Origin of the sequence: Achromobacter sp. ACM02, assembly GCF_014851605.1 — a bacterium.
Classification (GTDB): domain Bacteria; phylum Pseudomonadota; class Gammaproteobacteria; order Burkholderiales; family Burkholderiaceae_B; genus Achromobacter; species Achromobacter aegrifaciens.
The window spans coordinates 192,916-214,303 of record NZ_JACUZY010000009.1 but is presented as its reverse complement, the minus strand read 5'-3'; the positions used below and the strand labels follow the sequence as shown (position 1 = coordinate 214,303).

Below are 21,388 nucleotides of genomic sequence, written 5' to 3'. Positions count from 1 at the left end.
AAGGAATGCGATAGCATCGCTCTGGCGGGCCTCTTCTGGATTTCCATGATTGACCTCGCCCACGGCCGCATCCGCGCCGCCCGACAGTTTCTTACCAAGATTGCGCAGCCCATGACCGCCACTACCCGTATCGCCCGCAAGCACCCCGACGAACTGATCGTGGGCCTGGTGTCCGTTTCCGATCGCGCCTCCAGCGGCACCTATCAGGACCTGGGGCTGCCCGCGCTGCGCGAATGGCTGGGCGGCGCCCTGGCCTCGCCCTGGCAGGCGGTGGACCGCCTGATCCCCGACGAACCCGCACGCATTTCCCAGACGCTGATCGAACTGGTGGACGGCTGCGGCTGCGACCTGGTCCTGACCACCGGCGGCACCGGCCCGGCGCGCCGCGACGTCACGCCCGAGGCCACGCTCGCCGTCGGCACCAAGGAAATGCCCGGCTTCGGCGAACAGATGCGCCAGATCAGCCTGCGCTTCGTGCCCACGGCCATCCTGTCGCGCCAGGTGGCGGTCATCCGGGAAACGCCCGCGCACGCCGCCCTGATCGTGAACCTGCCCGGCCAGCCGAAATCCATCCGCGAAACGCTGGAAGGACTGAAGGGCGAGGACGGCGCCGTGCTGGTGCCGGGGATCTTCGCCGCCATTCCCTATTGCATCGATCTTATCGGCGGCCCATACGCCGAAACCCGGCCGGAAGTCATCGCGGCCTTCCGCCCCAAATCGGCCCGGCGCGCGCCGCAGGCTTGACCTGGCGCTGCGTTATATTGGCCGCCCCATCCACCTCCAACCGCTCGAGAGTTCCATCGCCATGAAGGTCCGCACCGCTTTGTCCCTTACTGTCCTGGCAGCCTTGTCGGCCTGCGCCAACGTCAAAGACGTGCGCGACCGCGATCCGGTCTTCTACGGTTCCACCCAACGTACGCCCGAGGACTACACGGCCTGCGTCGCCGAATCCTGGAAGAACCTGGGCATCAATTTCCAGCAGAAGGCGGTGCGCAACGGCTTTGAATTGATCCAGGAGGACAGCCTGGGTGTCGAAGCCGTGCTGACGACCACGCACTGGAAGGGCAAGACCGAAGCGCGCCTGTCCACGCGCATCGCCCGCCGCGACCAAAGCATCATCGAGCCCGCCAACCTGTGCCTGTGAACGCCATGCAGCATCGTCGCGACGTCCTGCGGCTGGGCCTGGCCGCGGCCGCCCTTTGCCTGGGCCTGCCGGCCCGCGCGCAGCAGCAGAGCGGTTTCATCAGCCGCAAGCTAAACGTTCCCGTGCCTGGCGGCGTCGCCGTCCTGGGCCTGGGCAATGCCGAACGCGCGCCCGAGGTCAGCTTCCTGGGCCGGCGCGTGCTGGTCGTGCGTGAAGAGGGCAAGCAGTGGATCGCCGTGGTCGGCATCCCGCTCAGCGTGAAGCCGGGCGAGCAGCAGGTGGATATCAAGGACGCGCAAGGCAAGCGTTCAGTGTCCTTCAAGGTCGGCGCCAAGGAATACAAGGCCCAGCACATCACGCTGAAGAATCCGCGCCAGGTCAATCCGGATCCGGACGACATGAAGCGCATCGAACGCGAGCAGGCCGAGCAGGCCGCCGCCAACCGCGCCTACCGCGCTGGCATCACGCCCAGCAACCTGCTGCTGGATCGCCCGGTGAACGGCGGCCGCCTGTCCAGTCCCTTCGGCCTGCGCCGCTTCTTCAATGGCGAAGAGCGCAATCCGCATTCGGGCCTGGATTTCGCAGTGCCCTCGGGCACGCCGATCAAGGCGCCGGCCGCTGGCGTGGTCGTGCTGGTGGGGGATTACTTCTTCAATGGCAAGACGGTGTTCCTGGACCATGGCCAGGGCTTCGTCAGCATGTTCTGCCACATGTCGGCGATCGACGTGAAGGTCGGCGACGAAGTGCCGCGCGGCGGATTGGTGGGCAAGGTGGGCGCCACCGGCCGCGCCACCGGCCCGCACCTGCACTGGAACGTCAGCCTGAACGACGCGCGCGTCGATCCGGCCATCTTCATCGGGGCGTTCAAGCCCTGATCCTGTCCCGGGATGGGGGCGCGGACCCGCGCCCTCAGGCCGTTGCGGCCTGCTGCGCGATCAGTTGCAGCACGTGCTGATGCACGCGCTCGGCATAGTCCATCTGCTGCCGCACTTCGAACTGCTCGGCTTCCTGCTCGTCCAGGCAGTTGTCGTACTTGGTCTTGGCCTCGGCGTAGGTCAGGCCGGTATTGCGCAGGCTGTTGATGAAGGCCTCGCGCGACTGATGCAGCAGGCGCAGGCCTTCCTCGCCCTTGACGAATTTTCTTCGCGCCAGGGCAAGCTGGTCAGCGGCGGCTTGCAGATCTTGTGTCAGGTCCATCTTGCTTCATGCTCATCCTGCCGGGCGTCGCGCCGGGCAGAGGGCGCCATTCTTTCATGAACGGGCGCTCCACGCATTACGGCATCGCGCGGCCCAGGTTTAAGGCTGGCGCGAAAAAGGGAGCCGGCGCAGGGCCGGCCCTGTCGCCCTGGCTTAGCGGCGGAATTGCTGGGGACGCTGCGGCGCGGGACCGCGCTCGTCCTTGTGGCGGAAGTTGATGCGGCCCTTGGTCAGGTCATACGGCGACATTTCCAGGGTGACGCGGTCGCCGGCCAGGATGCGGATGCGGTGCTTGCGGATGCGGCCGGAGGCGTAGGCGCCGACTTCGATGCCGTTGTCCAGCTTCACACGGTAGCGGCTATCGGGCAGCACTTCGTCAACGATGCCGTCCAGTTCGATGAGTTCTTCTTTAGCCATTCTTTTCTCCTATCAAAACGCGCAGCCATACCGACGGCATGGCGCGCCGCGCGAGGCGGCAAGCGCGTCGGACCCGAACGGGCGGGTCCAGCGGTTTGAACGTAAAACGTCCGGGCAAGCGCGGGTAAGGGCCACGGCATCCGAAGCGGATGTCTGAAATGACGGATACTCGCGCCGCGTGGGCAGTGTGCGCGCGGTGCGCGGCTTGGTCGCGGCGGCGCGTTTTGCGCAAATCGCCGGAAGAAGCGGGGTGGAGCTTGTGCTGCCAGGCCGCGCAACTATGGAGGTGGAGGCGCGCCCGGTGGCGGAGGGGTTTTTCCGGAAAAATCAGGCACGTCCCGGGTTGCCCCGGAGCATTGCCCGCAGGCGGTACAGGTTGGCACGCAGAGTGACCGAAGCCCGGTTTTTGCGGAAAAATCACGGACTTATGGTACTGCAAAGCGCAATATTTAGCCAGTATTTATCTGTAGCCGCGCTGCGATAGTTGCTGTTCAACGACTCTAGCGAGCCGGGATCCGTTCACGGTATTCGGCTTCCACCCGGTTAAGCACGGACCAGAACGGACCGGGGGCACGGCCGGCCAGGCGGGCTTCGAGCACGCCCAGGTGCACATGCCAGCCGCCAGCCACGTCCACCATGCCGTCACGCGAGGACAGCTTGCGGTGGGTCAGCACCAGGCGCGTTTCCTCGCCCTGAGGCGACAGCTCGAAGGTGACCTCGGAAGGATGGCCGGGGGAGCCGCCCCAGGTGAAAGCCAGCAAATGCGGCGGTTCGCAGCGGGTGATGACGCCTTGCGTGGTGACGCCGCCTTCGTACGGCTTGTAGGCGTCAGGCACCGGTTCTGCCACCGAGGACAGGTCCGCATGCACGAAGCGCAGCGTCACGCCGCCGCCTTCGCGCAGTTCCATGTCGCCGGATGCCAGCCAGCGCCCGCGTTTTTCGGATTCGGTGAGAAAAGCCCAGACCTCGTCGACGCTGGCGGGCAGTATCCGCGTGAAGCGGATGGAGGTGGGGTCCAGAACGACGCCGTGATCACTCATGTGGTTCTCCAGAAGACGCGGCCGGGGACCGGCTGGCGGCGAGCGCGGCTTCCAGCGCGCCCAGCTTGCCCGACCAGAATTGCTCATAGAAGCGCAGCCACTGCATGGCCTCGGCCATGGGTTCGGGATTGAGGCTGCATACGTGCGTGCGGCCGCGGATGGAGCGCCGCACCAGACCGGCGCGTTCCAGGGCCTGCACATGCTTGGAGGCGCCCGCGAAACTCATGCTGTGGGGCGCCGCCAGTTCGCCGATGGTCTGCTCGCCACCGGCCAGGCTGCGCAGCATGTCGCGGCGCGTGGGGTCGGCCAGCGCGCGAAAGACGGCATCGAGGACGGGGGAGGGAATAGATTCAACCATGAGGTTGAATATAGTCTGGCCTCGCCAAAAAATTCAACTACTCGGTTGAATTTTTATGTAACCGCCTGCGGATGGTCTTCTTCCATCGCCCCATACGCATCGGGGTACTGCGGCAGGCCGTCGGTGATGTCGAACCAGGGCGCCTTGCTGGCCACGTGGCAGTGGGCTGCCGGCTTGATGCCCGGGTCGTCGTCCAGCGGACCTAGAGGCAGGCCGTAGACGTCCGGCGTCTGGTCGAAGCGGGTCAGGAGGGGCGTGCCGCAGGCTTCGCAAAAGCCGCGGTAGCTGCCCGGGGACGAGCAGTACCAGGTGACGTGGTTTTCTCCGCGGGTCCAGGCGAAGTCCTTGACCTGGACCGTCGCCCGGCTGCGGAATGCCGCGCCATGCGCCTTGCGGCAGATCGTGCAATGGCAGTTGAGGGCGTCGGTGAGCGGACCCGTGATCTCGTAGGCGACGCGGCTGCACAGGCAGGAACCTTTGATCATGATGAACGCCAGGCTGGTGGGGAATATCCCCAATATACCTGCGGCGCGCCGGGCTGGAGACGGCCTTTGTGACGAACGTCTTTCAGATCGTTCCAGTGTCCCTATTTTCAGCCAAATGAATCGATTCCCAGGTCATCGTGCTGTCATGCCGTGAAAACAGAATGCCGCCATGAACACATCCAAGGGGATTCAACGATGACCTACGCCATCGAAGTACAAGGGCTCAGCAAGAGCTTCCACGCCGGCGCCAAGGCGCTGGACGGCGTGAACCTGCAAGTGGCCGACGGCGAGATGGTGGCCTTGCTCGGCGCCTCGGGTTCGGGCAAGTCGACGCTGCTGCGCCATCTGTCGGGTTTCGTGGCCGGCGACTCGGGCAGCGTGGCCGTAAACGGCCGCATGATCCAGCGCGATGGCCGCCTGAGCCGCGACGTGCGCTCCGCGCGCGCCGGCATCGGTTTCGTGTTCCAGCAATTCAATCTGGTCGGTCGCCTGCCGGTCATCACCAACGTGCTGACCGGGCTGCTGCCGCGCGTGCCGTTGTGGCGCAGCCTGACGCGCTGGTTCCTGCGCGGCGAAGTGCAGCAAGGCCTCGAAGCGCTTGCCCAGGTTGGTATAGACGACTACGCATTTCAGCGCGCCTCGACGCTGTCCGGCGGCCAGCAGCAGCGCGCGGCCATCGCCCGCACGCTGGTGCAGAACGCCCGCGTCATCCTGGCCGACGAACCCATCGCCTCGCTGGATCCGGAATCCTCGCGCCGCGTGATGGACACGCTGGCCCAGATCAACCGCGGCCGCAAGGTGGCCGTAGTGGTGTCGCTGCACCAGGTGGACGTGGCCCTGCGCTACTGCCCGCGGGTGGTGGCGCTGCGCCATGGCAAGGTCGTCTATGACGGCCCCTCCGCCGCGCTCACGCCTTCGATGCTGAGCGACCTGTATGGCTCCGAATTGAGCGAACTCCTTCCCGAATATGCGCCGCAAGCGCCGGCCATGCCCGGCATGGCGCCGCTGTCCCGCCTGGCGCAAGCCGCCTGATATCCCGACCCATTTCCCCCCGGAGCCTTCCATGCTACGCAGAACCTTTGTCACCCTGATCGCCGCCGCGGCCCTGTCCGCGCAGGCCTACGCGCAAGACGCCAAGACCCTGAACTTCGGCATCATCTCGACGGAATCGTCGACCAACCTGAAGTCCGTATGGCAGCCGGTCATCGACGACCTGAGCCGCGCGATCGGCGTACCGGTCAAGCCCTTCTTCGCGTCCGACTATGCCGGCATCATCGAAGGCATGCGCTTCAACAAGGTGCAGATGGGCTGGTTCGGCAACAAGTCCGCAATCGAGGCGGTGGACCGCGCCAAGGGCGAGGTGTTCGCCTCCGTCATCGATAAGGACGGCAACCCCGGCTACTGGTCGCTGCTGATCGTCAACAAGGACAGCAACCTGAAGACCCTGGACGACGTGCTCAAGCGCGGCGGCACGCTGAGCTACGGCGCGGGCGATCCCAATTCGACCTCGGGTACGGCTGTGCCCGGCTACTACCTGTGGGCCGCCAACAAGATCGAACCCAAGACCTTCTTCAAGACGGTGCGCGCCAGCAACCACGAAACCAATCTGCTGTCGGTCATCAACAAGCAGGTCGACGTGGCCGTCAACAACACCGAGGCGCTGGAGCGCTATCGCCTGAACACGGGCAAGGATGCAAACGACAGCGTGCGCGTGCTGTGGAAGTCGCCGCTGATCCCCGCCGATCCGCTGGTCATGCGCACCGACCTGCCGGCAGACCTGAAGGTCCGCATCCGCGACTTCTTCGTCAACTATGGCAAGGGCAAGGACGCCGAGCGCGAATTGGCCAACCTGAAGGCGCTGACCTACCAGGGCTTCCGCGCCTCCGACAACCAGCAGCTGGTGCCGATCCGCCAGATCGAACTGGCGCGCGAGAAAGCCAAGGTCGAAGCCGACGCCACGCTGGGCCAGGCCGAAAAGCAGAAACAGCTGGCCGAGCTGGACAGCAAGCTGGCCAGCCTGGGCCAGCCAGCCGCCAAGCAATAAGCCTGCAAGCGGCAAGCCGGCGCACCGCGGGGCGCGCCGGCTTGCCCGCAACTGAAACCCAACTAGCGGATCGCCTTTTCTATGAACGTAGCCATGCAGACCTCCCGCCTTTCCGCCGCGCCGCGCTCCTCGCTGCCAGTCCTGCTCGTATGGGCCGTCGTGCTGGCGTTGCTGGTCATGTCGTGGAAGGGCGCCGACATGCGGCCCCTGGACCTGCTGCGCGATTCGGGCAATATGGCCCAGTTCGCCGCCGACTTCTTTCCGCCCAATTTCCGCGACTGGCGCATGTACCTGGACGAGATGATCGTCACCGTGCAGATCGCGGTCTGGGGCACCTTCCTGGCCATCGTGGTCGCCGTGCCGCTGGGGCTGCTGTGCTCGTCGAACATGGTGCCGGCCTGGGTGTACCAGCCCATGCGACGCCTGATGGACGCGTGCCGCGCCATCAACGAAATGGTGTTCGCCATGCTGTTCATCGTGGCGGTCGGGCTGGGCCCGTTCGCCGGCGTGCTGGCGCTGTGGGTGCACACCACCGGCGTGCTGGCCAAGCTGTTCTCGGAAGCCGTCGAGGCCATCGATCCGCGTCCGGTGGAAGGCGTGCGCGCCACCGGCGCGAACGCGCTGGAGGAAATCGTCTACGGCGTGATTCCGCAGGTGCTGCCGCTGTGGATCTCGTATTCGCTGTACCGCTTCGAATCCAACGTGCGTTCGGCCTCGGTGGTCGGCATCGTCGGCGCGGGCGGCATCGGCACCGTGCTGTGGGAGATCATCCGCAGTTTCCGCTACGCCGAAACCTGCGCCGTGATGATCATCATCGTGGCTTTCGTGGTCATCATCGACATGGCGTCGGCGCGCATCCGGCGCGCGCTCATCTGAGCATGCGCGGGGCCCGGGCGGGCCCCGCGGCCTCAGGCCTGCGGAAGCAGCGCCTGGAACGCAGGCAGCGCCAGCAGGCCCGCCAGCTGCGCGGCCTGCACATCGGCATCCGAAACCGCCGCGCGCGGCATCAGGAAGTTGACGGTGCCCAGGCAGACCCCGCCGTACACCACCGGCACATTGATGACCGAGCGCAGGCCCAGACGCTGGATCGCGTCATGGTCGTCGAAGAATTCGCGGATCGCGTCCTCGCCTTCGCCGACGAACAGCTTTTGCTCGAGCAGGACGTGGCGGCCCCAGGCGGTGCCGCTCTTGTCCTTGCTGCCGCCGGGCGGATAGGCCTCGGGGTTGGAGCTATACAGCCGCAGCACCCGCATGGCCTGCGCGTCATAGCGGTTGACCGTGCACAGCGTGTGCGCCAGCGCGGCGTGCGCATGGGCGTCGATGGCGCGCAAGGCCGCGACCGGATCGGCGGCCGCGTAGGCCCGGGCGATGGCGGCCACGCCGGCCTGCGCCGGCGCGGTGGATTGGATGCTCACGGTCATTCGGCGGTGATTCCCAGTTCTTTGATCAGCTTGCCGTACTTGTCGGCGTCGCGCGCCAGGATCTGGCCGAATTGCTCCGGCGTGGTCTCGGTCAGCAGCACGCCCATGTCGCCCATTTTCTTGATGACTTCGGGACGCTTGAGGATCAGGTTGATCTCGCGGTTCAGGCGTGCGGTCAGTTCGGGCGGCATGCCTGCCGGGCCGAAGGCGCCGTACCAGACCGACAGCTCGTAGCCCGGCAAGGTCTCGGCTACCGTGGGCACCTCGGGCAACAGCGGCGAACGCGCTTCCTCGGTGACGGCCAGCAGCTTCAGCTTGTTGTTCTGCACATGCGGCAGGGTCTGCGTGCCGGCGCTGAACAGCACCTGCGTGCGGCCGGCCACGGTGTCCAGCACCGCGGGCGCGCCGCCGCGATAGGGGATGTGCATCATTTTCACGCCGGCGGCCTTCTCGAACAGCGCGGCGCTCAGATGGTTGGTGGAGCCCTGGCCGGCGGAGGCATAGGCCACGGTGCCGGGATTGGCCTTCAGGTAGGCGATGAACTCCTTCACGTTGGACGCGGGGACCGACGGGTTCACCACCAGGGTGTTGGTGACCAGCGCGAGCTCGGCGATGGGCGTGAAGTCCTTCACTCCGTCGAACGGCATGCTGGAGTAGAGCGCCTGGTTCATCGTGTGCGTGCTCATCGAGCCCACCAGCAAGGTGTAGCCGTCCGGCTTGGCGCGCGCCACGAAGGTGGTGCCGATGTTGCCGGACGCGCCCGAGCGGTTTTCCACGATGACGGGCTGGCCCAGCGACTGGGTCAATCCTTCGGACAGCACGCGCGCCAGGATGTCGGTAGAGCCGCCCGCAGCCCACGGCACGATCAGCGTGATGGGTTTTTCGGGCCACGCGGCGTGGGTGAGCGCGGGCGCGGCCAGCGCCAACCCCAGCGCGAACGAGCGCAGCAGTCGTTTGAATTGCAGTTTCATGGTGTTTACCCCTTTGCTTGATATCCGGTCTGCATGCCGGTTGAATGAAACAGGTTCAGCGGCCGGCGGCATAGCCCTGCATGCCGCGCGGGTTGGCGCCGGCGCGCAGCAGCAGGCCGCCGCCCGCGGCAGGCTCGCGGGTGCAGGCGCTGATGCGGCCTTCGGACCAGTCCGGCCCCACCTTGACCTCGTGGCCCGCCGCGCGCAGCGCCTCCAGCGTGGCGGCCGGCATGCGCGATTCCACGGTCAGCCGGTTCAAGGTAAGGCTGCGCGGCCAGAACGAGCCCGGGAAGTGATCGATATGCCAGGAGGGCGCTTCGATCGCCTCCTGCAGATTCATGCCCATGACATGGCGCAGGAAGAATGCCACCGTCCATTGGTCCTGCTGGTCGCCGCCCGGCGTGCCGAATGCCATGTAAGGCTGCCCGTCGCGCAGCGCGAGGCCGGGCGACAGCGTGGTGCAGGGACGCTTGCCCGGTTGCAGTTGGCCCGGCACGCCTTCGTCCAGCCAGGTCATCTGCAGGCGCGTGGTCAGCGGGAAGCCCAGGTCGGGCACGACGGGGCTGGACGACAGCCAGCCGCCCGACGGCGTGGCGGCCACCATATTGCCGTCGCGGTCGATGACGTCGATCTGGCAGGTATCGCCCACGAAGATCTCGCGCGCCGCCCATTCGGCTACCGGCGGCAGTGCGGCGAAGGTCGGTTCGCCCACGCCGAAGCGGGTGTCGGAGGCAGCCAGGGTGCGCACGGCTGCGTCCAGGTCGGGCAGGCGCGGTGTCTGGCCGCCTGGGCTGCCCGGCAGGAACTCGGACGAAGCGTGCGCGCCGATGCCTGCCGCGCGGGAGCGGGCGTACTCATCGCTGAGCAAAGCGGCCAGCGGCACCTGCGTGCAGGCAGGGTCGCCGTACCAGGCGGTGCGGTCGGCGAAGGCCAGCTTGGCCGCCTCGGCCACGTAGTGCACGAATTGCGGCGAGGTCGGCTCCAGCCCGTCCAGGCCCAGGTGCCGCAGTATCGCCAGTTGCTGCAGGTGGACCGGGCCTTGCGACCAGACCCCGCACTTGGCCACGGTGTAGCGGCCGTATTGGACAGTCAGAGGCTCGTCGTAGGTGGCGCGCCAATCGGCCAGATCGGATTTGCGCAGCAGGCCGCGGTTGCGCTGGCCCGTGGTATCGCGTACCTCGGCCTGCGTGTAATAGTCGTCGATCGCGTCGGCCACGAAACCGCGGTACCAGACCTCCAGCGCAGCGTCGATGCGGCCGCGCCGGTCGGTGCTGCGGGCGTGCGCCTCGTCCAGGATGCGGGTATAGGTGGCGGCGATGGCGGGCGTGCGGAACAGCGCATCGGGCGCAGGTACGCGGCCGTTCGGCAGCCAGACCTCGCGCGAACTGGTCCATTCGTCGCGGAACAGCGCCTGCACCGCCAGAATGGCCTGCGAAATGCGCGGCACCAGCGGAAAGCCGTTGCGCGCATAGTCGATCGCCGGGCGCAGCACATCGGCCAGTTCCCAGGTGCCGTAGTCGCGCAGCAGGGTCAGCCAGGCGCCGAAGGCGCCGGGCACCGTGGCGGGCAGCAGGCCGATGCCGGGCACCAGGTCCAGGCCCAGGCCGCGGAAATAGGCGGGCGTGGCCAGCGCGGGCGCGGGGCCCTGGCCGCAGAGCGCGCGCATGCGCTGTTCTCGTTCGCTCCAGAGCAGGATGGGCACTTCGCCGCCCGGACCGTTCAGGTGCGGTTCCACGATCTGCAGGGTGAAGCCGCCCGCGACCGCCGCGTCATAGGCATTGCCGCCGCGCTCCAGCACGCTCATGGCCACTTGCGAGGCCAGCCAATGGGTGGAAGAGACCACGCCGAAAGTGCCGCGTATTTCGGGGCGGGTGGTGAAGGATGCGCTCATGAGGCCGGTCCGGGCAGCAGGGGATGCTTGCAGTATAGGGTCATGAAATAACTGATTTTTCCTTTGTTGGCATAATTGAATATCCAATTGGTTATAGGAAAGATCGTGACCTGGGATGCCGCCCGTCTCGCCAACCGTCTCAAGCATCGCCACCTGGCGCTGCTGATCGAAATCGCCAGGCACGGCTCGCTCACGCGCGTGGCCGCCGCGGCCGGCATCAGCCAGCCCGCCGTCACCAAGGCGCTCACGGAGATCGAGGGCATCTTCGGCGCGCCGCTGTTCACGCGCACCGGTCGCGGCCTGCAACCCACGCCGCTGGGCGACCTGGCCCTGGTGCGCGCGCGCCACATGCTCAGCGACCTGGACCTGTGGGCGCGCGAGGTCGAGGCCCTGCACGCCGGCCGTTCCGCGCATCTGCAGGTGGGCGTGGTGCCCTACGTGTCCAGCGCCTTGCTGACGGCGGCCATCAGCCGCCTGCACCAGCGCCACGGCGTGACGCTCAGCCTGCACCGCGCCACCACCGACCATCTGGTGCCCATGCTGCGCCGGCACGAACTGGACTGCATCATCAGCCGCGCCACCTCGACCGTGGCGCCGGAGGATCTGATCCACCGCGTGCTGTACCGCCAGCGGCCGCGCCTGATCGCGCATGGCCGGCTTGCGCAGCGGCTGGCGCGGCGCAAGCCGGACTGGGCCGCTGTGGCGGCGATGGACTGGGTGCTGCCGGCGGCCAACACGCCGACGCGGCAACTGATCGTGGAGCATTTCATCCGCGCCGAATTGCAGCCGCCATCGCCGGTGCTGGAGGCGTACTCCACCGACGTGATCGAAGGCATGCTGACGATGAACGAGACCCTCATCTCCGTGGTGCCGGAAGACATCGCGCGCGAACTCTGCCAGCGCGGCAAGCTGGGCTTGGTGCCCTGGGACTTCGGCTGGGAACTGCCGCCGATCAACCTGATACGGCGCAAGCGCGAACAGCCGCTCGCAGCGGAGGAATGCTTTTCGGAGATCCTGCTGGATCTGTGCGGAGACGCCGCCGCGCCCTGGGGCCAGGGCGACCCGCGTTGAACGGCGGCGCTAGGCGTTGAGCTTGTTGCGGGCGATGTTCAACAGTGCGGCGGCAGCGGTTTCCGGGGCGGCATCGTTGCTGACGCGCAGCAAGCGGCATTGTGGCGGTACGGGGAATGCCTGCGTCGCCCGCGCCAGGCGCTGCGCGATCTGTTCCGCGCTTTCCCGCCCGCGTCCCGCCAGGCGGCGGACGAGCTGGCCGGGATCAACCGTGACTTCCACGGCGGTCAAGGCCGGGTAGCGCGAGTGCGCCTGTTCCAGGTGCGCGCGCGAGCCGTTGATGATGACCGCGGCGCCGCATGACAGCCAGGCGTCTATTTCGATGCCGATGCCGTAGTGCAGGCCGTGGCTGGCCCAGCGCAGGGCAAAGCAGCCCAGGGCGGCGCGGCGTCCGAACTCGTCTTCGGTCAGGCTTAGCGCGTCTTCGGTGGCGCCGCTGTCGCGGGTGATGTAGCGATGCGCGACCAGCACGGGCTCATCGCCGCGCAGCTCGGCGCGCAGCAGGCGCAGCAAGGTGTCCTTGCCGCTGCCCGAAGCGCCCATCAGGTAGATCAGCCTGGCGCCGTCGGCGGGAACCGAGGCGCTCATGCCGCCGCCGGTCCTTGCAGATAGCCGGCTCCAGCCGCATCGATGCTGGAACCATCAAAACCGTAGTGCCTCGCCGCGACGAAGTCCGCGCCCGGCGCGGGCTGCACGTAGACGCTGACTCCGGGCACGGCCATGGGCTGCCCGCGCAAGGGATCGGCGAACGCGGCGATTTCGGCCTGCGCTTGCGACAGCGCCTCACCTTGCAGCTTGCCGGTCAACGTAATGTGGAAGACGTAGGTATCGAATACGTACGGATAGCCCCAGCGCGCCAGCATGGTTTGCTGCGCCGGACTGAGCGATTGCGGTTGGCGGCGCGCGGTTTCCTCGGGCGTGGGCGGCGCGCGCAAGGGATCCAGGTCGCGCACGGCGGCTTCGGCCAGGGCCTGGATCCGCACGCGTCCCTGCGTGTCGGACGCAGCGATGCGCCAGGCCAGGAAGCCGCGCAGCGGTTCGCATTCCAGTTCCAACGAGAACGGCGTGCCGCCTGCGGCCAACTGGCGGGCGGCCGCGTCGACCTGTTCGGGCCTTGCGCCCGGGTTCAGGCGGAAGGGCGGCTTCAGCGTGGCGTGCAATCCATAGTGGCGCGGCGCTTCGGTCCAGTTGCGCGCTTCCGCGTTCTGGCCCGGCCGCGGCGGCAGCGCCAGGCCGGTGTCGGCGCAACGGCCCAGCCAGCGGCTGCCGTGTTCGCGCCAGGGGCCGGTGGGCGCCAGGTACAGGGCGTAGCGATGGGCGAGGGGCATGGTCAGGCCGCCATGCGCTGGCTGTGGCTGTCGTCGAAGGCGCGCGTGGCGTAACGCAGTTCGCCGCCCACGATCGCGGCGCAGACGCGGGGCAGCCCCGGCACCTGGTCATCCACCACGATGGCGTCGGCGATCAGTCCGGGCGCGAGCGCGCCGCGATCCTTCAGGCCGGCGGCGCGGGCCGGATTCAAGGACACCAGATCCCAGGCTTGCGCCAGCGGCAGCACGCCGTCGTTGGCCAGCTTCATCACCGCGGCCAGCGGGGCGGGGTAGTAATAGTCGGACGTCAGGATGTCGCACAGGCCCGCGCGGACCATTTCGGTGGCGCTGGGCGCGCCGGTGTGGCTGCCCCCGCGCACGACGTTGGGCGCGCCGAAGACCACGGAATCGCCCAGGTCGCGGGCCACGCCGGCGGCCTCGCGGGTCAGCGGAAACTCCGCCACGCCGCAGCCCAGCTGGTGGTAGTAGCGGCGGGTGGCGGCGTCCGGATCGTCGTGCGAGGCCACCTTCAAGCCCGCTTCCTGCGCGCAGCCGGTCAGCTCGCGCATGGCGTCCGCCACCGAATCGGCGGCGGCCATGGCGGCGCGGATCCGGTCCTGGAAGACGTCGAGGTCGCACTCGGCGCGGTTGGCGTACTGCATCAGTTTGCGCTCATCGCCCAGGCGGCGCGCCATGCTGGGCAGGTGGTCGTTCAGCGCCAGGAAGCGCACGCGGCCGTCGCGTATCCATTGCTGGGCAATATCCAGGCCGCCCACGTGATGGGTTTCGAAGCGCAGGTGCACATAGTGCCGCGCGCCCATGAGATAGCGCATTCTTTCCAGCGCGTCGAACATGCGTTCGGCGTAAGCCTCGCCGCGCAGCCCGCCTTCCCAGGACAGGGTCACGCCATGGAACTCGGTGGTGATGCCGTTGGCCAGCAGCTGGCGGTCCACGTCGAACAGGGCGCTGTCGTACGGAAAGGTCACGCTGGGCCGCGGCATGACTGCGCGCTCGAAGGCGTCGCCGTGCAGGTCCACGATGCCGGGCAACACCAGCAGATCGCCGGCGTCGAACCAGGGCGCGCCCCGCGGCGCGGCGGCGGCGGAGCCTTCGATCAGTCCGCCATGGAACCGCAGGCTGGCCTGTTCGACGCCGCGCGGCGTCAGGATGCGTTGGCCTGTGACACCGGCCAAGGGCGAGGGGGCGTGCGTGTGTGTGTTCATGGCGTGACGTTAGCGGGATTGCATTACAACCAGATGTCTAGATGAGTTAATCCGTTGGCCGGAGTCTTCCGCGCCGCCTGCGCGCGCAGGCGGCGGCCTTGCGTCAGCTGTCGTCCGTCACCATCAGCTGGACCATGTCGCCCACGAAGCGCGCCACGCTATATTGCAGCGGCGAGCCTTCCTGGTCCACATTCAAGGCCTCCACCTGAAGAATGGGGCGGGTCTTGGGCTGGCCCAGCAGGCGGGCGATTTCGGGCGTGGGCAGGGCGGCGGTGATGCGCGACCACTTGCGCGTGTAGTCGCCGATGCCATAGTGGGCATAGACCTTGGAGATCGAGCGCAGCGACGCCAGGCGGTCGGCGAAGTCGGGGAAGCGCTTTTCGTCGAAGAAATGTTCCGAGACGCTGATCGGGCGGTTCTCGGCTTTGCCTACGATCTGCACGCGCAACAGCGGCGCGGTACGCGTCAGGCCCAGGTGCTTGGCGATGTCGCCGGCGCGCAGGCTCTGGCTGCCCAGGACTTCCTGGTGGCCCAGCATGCCCTGGCTGCGCAGGTTCTCGGAAAAGCGCGTGCGCTTGCCGATGGCGTAGTCGATCGCGTGTTCCTGGACGAAGGTGCCGCGGCCTTGTTCGATGCGGACCAGGCCGCCCTGTTCGAGTTCGCCCATCGCGCGGCGGATGGTGTGGCGGTTGACGGAAAACTTGGCGGCCAGCTCGGGCTCGGACGGCAGCTGTTCGCCTGCCGCATAGAGCTTGTTGCGGATATCGTCCGCCAGCGCCTCGCCGATTTGCCGCCAGACGGCGATGCCGGAACCTCTTTCGACCATAGGGTGTGCTCGTGCTGTCACATCAGCTTCATGAAGAATGGCAGTGATTGTGCACCATGCGGCGGCGGCCGCAAAGGCGCTGCGGACGCGCTGCAACTGTCATCAAAAATTCACGCCAGGCTGTTGAACTTTCATTTCGGAGCGATCATACTCCATCCGGTCGTCTAGACGTTTAGAGGAAAAAGATGGATCACCCCAAGACAGGGCAGGATGCGGCGGGCGCGCAACGCGCCGCCTGGATGCGCGTGCTGGCGCTGGCCGATCCGGCCGCGCTGGATGGCGCTTTTTGCGCGCTGGCGGGCAAGCCGGAACACCAGACGTTGCGCCCCGCGCAAACCGGCATGGCCATGGTGCGCGCCCGCAGCGGCGGCACTGGGGCCCGCTTCAACCTGGGCGAAATGAGCGTGACACGTTGCGCGGTGACGATGGGCGATGGCGTGGTGGGCGTGGCTTATGTGCAGGGCCGCTCGCAGCGCCATGCCGAGCAGGCCGCCGTGGCCGACGCCTTGCTGCAACTGCCGGAATGGCATGACACGGTGCAGGCACAGCTGATCCAGCCGCTGGCCCGCCTGCATGCCGAACGGGTCGAGCGCCAGGCCCGCGTGGCGGCGCAGACCAAGGTGGAATTCTTCACGATGGTGCGAGGCGAGGACTGACATGCAGCAACAGATACAAGCCGCCGCGGCCTCGGGCCGGGCGCTGCTCCCCGGATTCGCGGATCCCGTCGGCGACGCGCAGGCCACGTTCCGCGCCGCGCTGGACGCCATGGCCCACCCGGGCCGCATCCATGAAATCCTGATCGAAACCGGCGTGCCGGCGGGCCTGTCGCCTGCCATGACCGCGCTGCTGCTGACGTTGGTGGACGTGGACACGCCGCTCTGGCTGCCTGAAACCGTCAGCGTGGACGCGATCGCGTTTCTGCGATTTCATTGCGCCTGCCCCATCGTGCCATCGCCCTCGCTCGCGCGTTTTGCCGCGGTGCCGGCTGGCAGCAAGGCGCCGGCGCTTTCGGCTTGCCACCAGGGCGATCCGGCCTATCCCGATCTGTCTACCACCTTGCTGATCGAGGTCGAATCCCTGTCGGGCGGGGAACCCGCCATCCTCAGCGGCCCGGGTATCAAGAGCCAGCAGCTGCTGCATGCGGCAGGGCTGCCCGAGGGTTTCTGGCGCGAGTGGCGTCTCAATCATCAACGGTTTCCGCTCGGTGTCGACGTGTTCCTGACGCACGAGCGTCGGATCTGCGCACTGCCGCGCAGCACGCGCAAGGAGAACTGACATGTACGTAGCCGTAAAAGGAGGCGAACGCGCCATCCTCAATTCCTACCGCATGCTGGACGACTACCGGCGCGGCGACCGCGAAGTGCCCGAGCTGAGCCTGGACCAGATCCGCGAACAGATGCCGCTGGCGGTATCGCGGGTCATGGCGGAGGGCTCGCTCTACGATCCGCAACTGGCGGCGCTGGCCATCAAGCAGGCCGCGGGCGACCTGATCGAAGCGGTGTTCCTGCTGCGCGCCTACCGCACCACCTTGTCGCGCTTTGGCTATACCCAGCCCATCGACACCGGCCGCATGCGCCTGCAGCGCCGCATCTCGTCCACCTTCAAGGACGTGCCTGGCGGCCAGATCCTGGGACCGACCTACGACTACACCCAGCGTCTGCTGGACTTCTCGCTCGAAGCGCAGCGCGAAGCCGACGCCTTGCCGCCGGGCGGCGAGGCGCTGGATAGCGCGATGCCGCGCGTCACCGACCTGCTGGCGCATGACGACCTGATCGACGCGGAAGCCGTGCCCGAAGGCGATCCCGAACCCTTCGACCTGACCCGGCAGCCGCTGGATTTCCCGGCCTCGCGCGCGGCCCGCCTGCAGAACCTGGCGCGCGCAGACGAAGGTTTCCTGCTGTCCATGGGCTATTCGACCCAGCGCGGCTACGGCAATACCCACCCCTTCGCCGCCGAGATCCGCTACGGCGCGCTCGAGGTGGAAATGCACATCGAGGAATTGGGATTCGCCGTCACCGTGGGCGAGATCGAGATCACCGAATGCCAGATGGTCAGCCAGTTCGCGGGCAGCGCCGAGGAAGGCCCGAAGTTCACCCGGGGCTATGGGCTGACCTTTGGCTATGGCGAACGCAAGTCCATGTCGATGGCGCTGGTGGACCGCGCGCTGAAGGCGCGCGACCTGGGCGAACGCGCCGATTCGCCTGCCAATGATCACGAGTTCGTGCTCTATCACAGCGACAACGTCGAAGCCTCCGGTTTCGTGCAGCACTTGAAACTGCCGCACTACGTGGACTTCCAGGCCAATCTTGAACTGTTGCGGCGCATGCGCGCCGAACGCGCCGCGCCCGAGGCCGCGCGCAACGATCTGATGGACGAGGCGGTTTCCCCATGACTACGCAACACGCAACGGTCGAACGCGACGACCACTACAACTTCGCCTATCTGGACGAATCCACCAAGCGCATGCTGCGCCGCGCCTTGCTCAAGGCCGTCGCCATCCCCGGCTACCAGGTGCCTTTCGGCAGCCGCGAAATGCCGCTGCCCTATGGCTGGGGCACTGGAGGCATCCAGGTCACGGCGTCCATCATTGGCGCAAACGACGTGCTGAAGGTGATCGACCAGGGTTCGGACGACACCACCAACGCGATCAACATCCGCCGCTTCTTCGGCCGTGTCACGGGCGTGGCGACGACGGAATCCACTTCTGCCGCCACCATCGTCCAGACCCGCCACCGCATCCCCGAGACGCCGCTGGCGGAAGGGCAGATCATGGTGTTCCAGGTGCCCATTCCTGAACCGCTGCGCTGGCTGGAGCCTTCCGAAACCGAGACGCGCACCATGCACGCGCTGGCCGAATATGGCGGCATGCACGTCAAGCTGTACGAGGACATCGCGCAGCACGGCCATATCGCCACCACCTATGACTATCCTGTCATCGTGAACGGACGCTACATGATGCGGCCTTCGCCCATCCCCAAGTTCGACAACCCCAAGCTGGACCGCAGTCCTGCGCTGATGCTGTTCGGCGCGGGCCGCGAAAAGCGCGTCTACGCGGTGCCGCCCTACACGCAGGTGAAGAGCCTGGACTTCGAGGACCATCCGTTCAGGGTCGAGACCTGGAACGAATGCTGCGACCTGTGCGGATCGCGCGAGAGCTATCTGGATGAAATCATCCTGGACGACGCCGGCACGCGCCGCTTCGTCTGCTCCGACACCGAGTACTGCAACGACCGGCAGGCGCAACAGCAAGCCAACCAGGAGACCGCGGCATGAACGCCCAACCTTTGCTTTCAGTGCGCAACATGACGCGCACCTGGGACGGCGTGCACGGCTGCCGCAACGTCAACTTCGATCTGTATCCGGGCGAAGTCTTGTGCGTGGTCGGCGAGTCCGGTTCCGGCAAGAGCACGCTGCTGTCGGCCGTGTCGTACCAGACCAGGCCGGACGCGGGCAGCGTCTGGTACGACACCCGCGACCAGGGCTTTACCGACCTGGCCGCGCTGCCCGGCGCACGCCTGCGCCTGCTGTCGCGCACCGACTGGGGCTTCGTGCGGCAGAACGCCCGCGACGGCCTGCGCATGCAGGTCAGCGCGGGCGCCAACATCGCGGAGCGGTTGATGGCCGTGGGCGACAGGCATTACGGTGACTTGCGTCAGGCCGCTGGCAACTGGCTTCAGAAAATGGAGATCGACGCGGGACGGCTGGATGACAGGCCCACCTCGTTTTCGGGCGGCATGCAGCAGCGCCTGCAGATCGCCCGCAACCTCGTTACGCACCCGCGCCTGGTGTTCATGGACGAACCCACGGCTTCGCTGGACGTGTCGGTGCAGGCGCGCTTGCTGGACCTGCTGCGTCAGCTGGTGGCCGATCTGGGTTTGGCTGCGATCGTCGTGACCCACGACCTGGCCGTGGCGCGCCTGCTGGCGCATCGGACCCTGGTGATGCGCGGCGGCGAAGTGGTCGAAAGCGGCCTGACCGACCAGATCCTCGACGATCCGCAGCATCCCTACACCCAGTTGCTGGTGTCCTCCATTTTGCAGAGCTGACCATGCCTGAAAAGACTCCCATGATCGAGGTGCGGGGCCTCGGAAAGATGTTCACCCTGCATAACCAGGGGGGCATGCGCCTGCCCGTGCTGGAGTCGGTCGACTTCGACGCGGCGGCGGGCGACTGCCTGGTGCTGGCGGGACCGTCGGGCACCGGCAAGAGCACCCTGCTACGCTGCCTGTACGGCAATTATCTGGCGACCGAAGGCAGCATCCGGGTGCGCTGGAACGACGAATGGGTGGAGCTGGCCGGCGCCCCCGAACAACGTATTCTGGCCTTGCGGCGCGAGGTGATCGGCTACGTCAGCCAGTTCCTGCGCGTGATTCCGCGCGTGTCGGCGCTGGACGTGGTGGCCGAACCCCTGCGCGCAGCGGGCGTGGAGGCCGACGAAGCCCGCTCCCGCGCAGCAGCCCTGCTGCAACGCTTGAACGTGCCGCCGCGCCTGTGGGGACTGGCGCCCGCCACGTTCTCGGGCGGCGAGCAGCAGCGCGTGAATATCGCACGCGGTTTCATCGCGCGCCATCCCATCCTGCTGCTGGATGAACCCACCGCGTCGCTGGACGCGGACAACCGCCAGGTCGTGATCGCGCTGATCCGCGAGGCCATGGCAGAAGGCCGCTGCCTGCTGGGCATCTTCCACGACGCCGAAGTGCGCGATGCAGTCGCCACGCAGACGCTGGCCTTGCGTCCCGCCCAACCCGCCCTGGCCGACCTGGAGCAATGATGCAGAGCACCTATCTCACCCATGCCCGCGTGGTACTGCAGGACCGCATCCTGGAGGACAGCGCCGTGCTGATCGACGATGGCCGCATCGTCGCCATCGAACCTGCCGGCGCGCGCGCGGACCGCGAGATCGATCTCCGTGGCCAGACCTTGCTGCCTGGTTTGATCGACCTGCATTGCGATGCCATCGAAAAGGAAGCCGAGCCGCGTTCGCGCGTGTTGTTTCCGCTGGATTTTGCCGTGGCCCAGGTGGACCGCCGCAATGCCGCGGCCGGCATCACCACGCCGTATCACGCGCTGTCCTTCGCCAACAGCGAGTGGGGCGTGCGCAACAACCAGACGGCGGCGGAAGTGGTGCGCACGGTGCGCGCCTTCGGCCAGCACAGCCTGGTCGACAACCGCGTCCACTGCCGCTACGAAGTCACCGACGCGTCCTCGGTGGACGTGCTGCGCGCGCTGATGGACGAGGGCGCGGTGGACCTGCTGTCGGTGATGGACCATTCTCCGGGGCAGGGCCAGTTCAAGACGCTGGAGTCCTATCTGCAGTACATGATGGGCAACCATGCCATGAGCCGCGAGCAGGCCGAGGAGGCCGCGCAGGCCAAGACGCGCGCCAAGGATGGCGCGGTGGCGCGGGTGGAGGCGCTGCTGTCGCATGCGCAGGGACTGGGCATCCCCACCGCCAGCCACGACGACGATTCGATCCAGCGCATCGCCACCATGCGCAACCTGGGCGTCGCGATGAGCGAATTCCCGATCACCCTGGATACCGCGCGCGCCGCGGTGTCCTGCGGACTGCCCACCATACTGGGCGCGCCCAACGTGCTGCGCGGCCAGAGCCAGAGCGGTTCCATGCGCGCCATCGATGCCATACGCGCGGGCGTGGCCAGCTGCCTGTGTTCGGACTACCAGCCGTCGGCGTTGATCGCCGCCGCCTACACGGTGGCGGCTCAGACCGACCTGACGCTGCCACAGGCGGTCGCGCTGGTGACGCTGAATCCGGCGCAGGCTTGCGGCCTGTCCGACCGCGGGCGCATCGCGCCGGGGCTGCGCGCGGACCTGGTGGCGGTGGCGCAAGTGGGCACGCAGCCGCTGATCAGCCATACCTGGTCGGCGGGGCGGCTGGTATTCTCGGCGCACTATCCGCCCGTGCGCGCCAGCGAGCAGCGGGCGTCTGAAAAGCAGGCCGTGGCGGCCTGAACCGGTTCCTGGAGAGAGATGTG

Annotated in this window: 26 protein-coding genes; 14 read left to right on the top strand and 12 right to left on the bottom strand. The window is 67.3% G+C overall.

The window, feature by feature from the left end:
• Nucleotides 1–111 precede the first annotated feature (111 nt).
• The 3 genes from mog to IB258_RS25490 all read left to right on the top strand — a co-directional run bounded on the left by mog (nt 112) and on the right by IB258_RS25490 (nt 2,019).
• Nucleotides 112–744, top strand: a complete 633-nt coding sequence (gene mog, locus IB258_RS25500; protein ID WP_054452223.1) for a molybdopterin adenylyltransferase — start codon at nt 112–114, stop codon at nt 742–744.
• A gap of 61 nt (nt 745–805) precedes the next feature.
• Nucleotides 806–1,144 (top strand): hypothetical protein, encoded by a 339-nt coding sequence (locus IB258_RS25495; protein ID WP_054451515.1) that lies wholly within the window; start codon nt 806–808, stop codon nt 1,142–1,144.
• A 5-nt stretch (nt 1,145–1,149) separates the two neighbouring features.
• Nucleotides 1,150–2,019 (top strand): peptidoglycan DD-metalloendopeptidase family protein, encoded by an 870-nt coding sequence (locus IB258_RS25490; protein ID WP_054452221.1) that lies wholly within the window; start codon nt 1,150–1,152, stop codon nt 2,017–2,019.
• Nucleotides 2,020–2,053: 34 nt separating this feature from the next.
• Here IB258_RS25490 and IB258_RS25485 read toward each other — a convergent pair whose 3' ends face one another.
• The 5 genes from IB258_RS25485 to IB258_RS25465 form a co-directional block, all read right to left on the bottom strand.
• Nucleotides 2,054–2,341, bottom strand: coding sequence for a hypothetical protein (locus IB258_RS25485; protein WP_125473395.1), 288 nt, complete (start codon nt 2,339–2,341; stop codon nt 2,054–2,056).
• A 153-nt stretch (nt 2,342–2,494) separates the two neighbouring features.
• Nucleotides 2,495–2,758 carry a translation initiation factor IF-1 gene (gene infA, locus IB258_RS25480; protein ID WP_013395703.1) on the bottom strand — a complete coding sequence of 88 codons (264 nt, stop codon included), beginning with the start codon at nt 2,756–2,758 and terminating at the stop codon, nt 2,495–2,497.
• A 500-nt stretch (nt 2,759–3,258) separates the two neighbouring features.
• The gene (locus IB258_RS25475) at nt 3,259–3,798 is read right to left on the bottom strand and encodes an SRPBCC family protein (protein WP_054451513.1); all 540 of its coding nucleotides are present in this window, start codon (nt 3,796–3,798) and stop codon (nt 3,259–3,261) included.
• Nucleotides 3,791–4,156 carry a helix-turn-helix transcriptional regulator gene (locus IB258_RS25470; protein WP_054451512.1) on the bottom strand — a complete coding sequence of 122 codons (366 nt, stop codon included), beginning with the start codon at nt 4,154–4,156 and terminating at the stop codon, nt 3,791–3,793. Before IB258_RS25470 ends, IB258_RS25475 begins: the two co-directional genes overlap by 8 nt.
• A 53-nt stretch (nt 4,157–4,209) precedes the next feature.
• Nucleotides 4,210–4,641, bottom strand: coding sequence for a GFA family protein (locus tag IB258_RS25465; RefSeq protein WP_054452219.1), 432 nt, complete (start codon nt 4,639–4,641; stop codon nt 4,210–4,212).
• 195 nt (nt 4,642–4,836) lie between these two features.
• On the opposite strand from IB258_RS25465, the gene phnC reads away from it, so the two are divergent.
• The 3 genes from phnC to phnE all read left to right on the top strand — a co-directional run bounded on the left by phnC (nt 4,837) and on the right by phnE (nt 7,561).
• A complete protein-coding gene (phnC, locus tag IB258_RS25460) occupies nt 4,837–5,673 on the top strand; it encodes a phosphonate ABC transporter ATP-binding protein (RefSeq protein WP_175162104.1) in 837 nt (278 codons plus the stop codon).
• Nucleotides 5,674–5,704: 31 nt separating this feature from the next.
• Entirely contained in the window at nt 5,705–6,685 is a 981-nt protein-coding gene (gene phnD, locus IB258_RS25455; protein ID WP_054451508.1) for a phosphonate ABC transporter substrate-binding protein, read from the top strand.
• A gap of 81 nt (nt 6,686–6,766) precedes the next feature.
• Nucleotides 6,767–7,561: a phosphonate ABC transporter, permease protein PhnE gene (gene phnE, locus IB258_RS25450; RefSeq protein ID WP_054451506.1), complete on the top strand. Its 795-nt coding sequence runs from the start codon at nt 6,767–6,769 to the stop codon at nt 7,559–7,561.
• 32 nt (nt 7,562–7,593) lie between these two features.
• Here phnE and IB258_RS25445 read toward each other — a convergent pair whose 3' ends face one another.
• From IB258_RS25445 to IB258_RS25435, 3 genes are read right to left on the bottom strand one after another with little or no spacing between them, the layout of a single operon-like run.
• Nucleotides 7,594–8,106, bottom strand: coding sequence for a GAF domain-containing protein (locus tag IB258_RS25445; protein WP_054451504.1), 513 nt, complete (start codon nt 8,104–8,106; stop codon nt 7,594–7,596).
• On the bottom strand, nt 8,103–9,077 hold the full coding sequence (locus tag IB258_RS25440) for a tripartite tricarboxylate transporter substrate binding protein (protein WP_054451502.1): 975 nt from the start codon (nt 9,075–9,077) through the stop codon (nt 8,103–8,105). Before IB258_RS25440 ends, IB258_RS25445 begins: the two co-directional genes overlap by 4 nt.
• A gap of 55 nt (nt 9,078–9,132) precedes the next feature.
• The gene (locus tag IB258_RS25435) at nt 9,133–10,968 is read right to left on the bottom strand and encodes a gamma-glutamyltransferase family protein (protein ID WP_192353360.1); all 1,836 of its coding nucleotides are present in this window, start codon (nt 10,966–10,968) and stop codon (nt 9,133–9,135) included.
• 105 nt (nt 10,969–11,073) lie between these two features.
• Between IB258_RS25435 and IB258_RS25430 the strand changes: the two genes are divergently transcribed.
• Complete coding sequence (locus tag IB258_RS25430) at nt 11,074–12,039, top strand: LysR family transcriptional regulator (RefSeq protein ID WP_192353359.1); 966 nt, start codon at nt 11,074–11,076, stop codon at nt 12,037–12,039.
• Between the two features lie 9 nt (nt 12,040–12,048).
• Here IB258_RS25430 and phnN read toward each other — a convergent pair whose 3' ends face one another.
• The 4 genes from phnN to phnF all read right to left on the bottom strand — a co-directional run bounded on the left by phnN (nt 12,049) and on the right by phnF (nt 15,395).
• Complete coding sequence (phnN, locus tag IB258_RS25425; protein WP_119451061.1) at nt 12,049–12,627, bottom strand: phosphonate metabolism protein/1,5-bisphosphokinase (PRPP-forming) PhnN; 579 nt, start codon at nt 12,625–12,627, stop codon at nt 12,049–12,051.
• Entirely contained in the window at nt 12,624–13,367 is a 744-nt protein-coding gene (locus IB258_RS25420; protein WP_119451062.1) for a DUF1045 domain-containing protein, read from the bottom strand. Before IB258_RS25420 ends, phnN begins: the two co-directional genes overlap by 4 nt.
• A gap of 2 nt (nt 13,368–13,369) precedes the next feature.
• Nucleotides 13,370–14,569: an alpha-D-ribose 1-methylphosphonate 5-triphosphate diphosphatase gene (locus IB258_RS25415; protein WP_119451063.1), complete on the bottom strand. Its 1,200-nt coding sequence runs from the start codon at nt 14,567–14,569 to the stop codon at nt 13,370–13,372.
• A gap of 103 nt (nt 14,570–14,672) precedes the next feature.
• Nucleotides 14,673–15,395: a phosphonate metabolism transcriptional regulator PhnF gene (phnF, locus tag IB258_RS25410; protein ID WP_054451488.1), complete on the bottom strand. Its 723-nt coding sequence runs from the start codon at nt 15,393–15,395 to the stop codon at nt 14,673–14,675.
• A 185-nt stretch (nt 15,396–15,580) separates the two neighbouring features.
• Here phnF and phnG point away from each other — a divergent pair, with 185 nt between their 5' ends.
• From phnG to IB258_RS25375, 7 genes are read left to right on the top strand one after another with little or no spacing between them, the layout of a single operon-like run.
• Nucleotides 15,581–16,051: a phosphonate C-P lyase system protein PhnG gene (gene phnG, locus IB258_RS25405; protein WP_125470414.1), complete on the top strand. Its 471-nt coding sequence runs from the start codon at nt 15,581–15,583 to the stop codon at nt 16,049–16,051.
• A gap of 1 nt (nt 16,052) precedes the next feature.
• On the top strand, nt 16,053–16,670 hold the full coding sequence (phnH, locus tag IB258_RS25400; protein ID WP_192353358.1) for a phosphonate C-P lyase system protein PhnH: 618 nt from the start codon (nt 16,053–16,055) through the stop codon (nt 16,668–16,670).
• A 1-nt stretch (nt 16,671) separates the two neighbouring features.
• Nucleotides 16,672–17,787: a carbon-phosphorus lyase complex subunit PhnI gene (locus tag IB258_RS25395; RefSeq protein ID WP_054451483.1), complete on the top strand. Its 1,116-nt coding sequence runs from the start codon at nt 16,672–16,674 to the stop codon at nt 17,785–17,787.
• A complete protein-coding gene (locus tag IB258_RS25390) occupies nt 17,784–18,668 on the top strand; it encodes an alpha-D-ribose 1-methylphosphonate 5-phosphate C-P-lyase PhnJ (RefSeq protein ID WP_175181919.1) in 885 nt (294 codons plus the stop codon). The genes IB258_RS25395 and IB258_RS25390 overlap by 4 nt, the downstream gene beginning before the upstream one ends.
• Nucleotides 18,665–19,441, top strand: a complete 777-nt coding sequence (gene phnK, locus IB258_RS25385; RefSeq protein ID WP_013395684.1) for a phosphonate C-P lyase system protein PhnK — start codon at nt 18,665–18,667, stop codon at nt 19,439–19,441. Before IB258_RS25390 ends, phnK begins: the two co-directional genes overlap by 4 nt.
• 2 nt (nt 19,442–19,443) lie before the next feature.
• Nucleotides 19,444–20,166: a phosphonate C-P lyase system protein PhnL gene (gene phnL / locus IB258_RS25380; protein ID WP_054451479.1), complete on the top strand. Its 723-nt coding sequence runs from the start codon at nt 19,444–19,446 to the stop codon at nt 20,164–20,166.
• Nucleotides 20,166–21,365 carry an alpha-D-ribose 1-methylphosphonate 5-triphosphate diphosphatase gene (locus tag IB258_RS25375; RefSeq protein WP_054451477.1) on the top strand — a complete coding sequence of 400 codons (1,200 nt, stop codon included), beginning with the start codon at nt 20,166–20,168 and terminating at the stop codon, nt 21,363–21,365. The genes phnL and IB258_RS25375 overlap by 1 nt, the downstream gene beginning before the upstream one ends.
• The last annotated feature ends 23 nt before the right edge of the window (nt 21,366–21,388 follow it).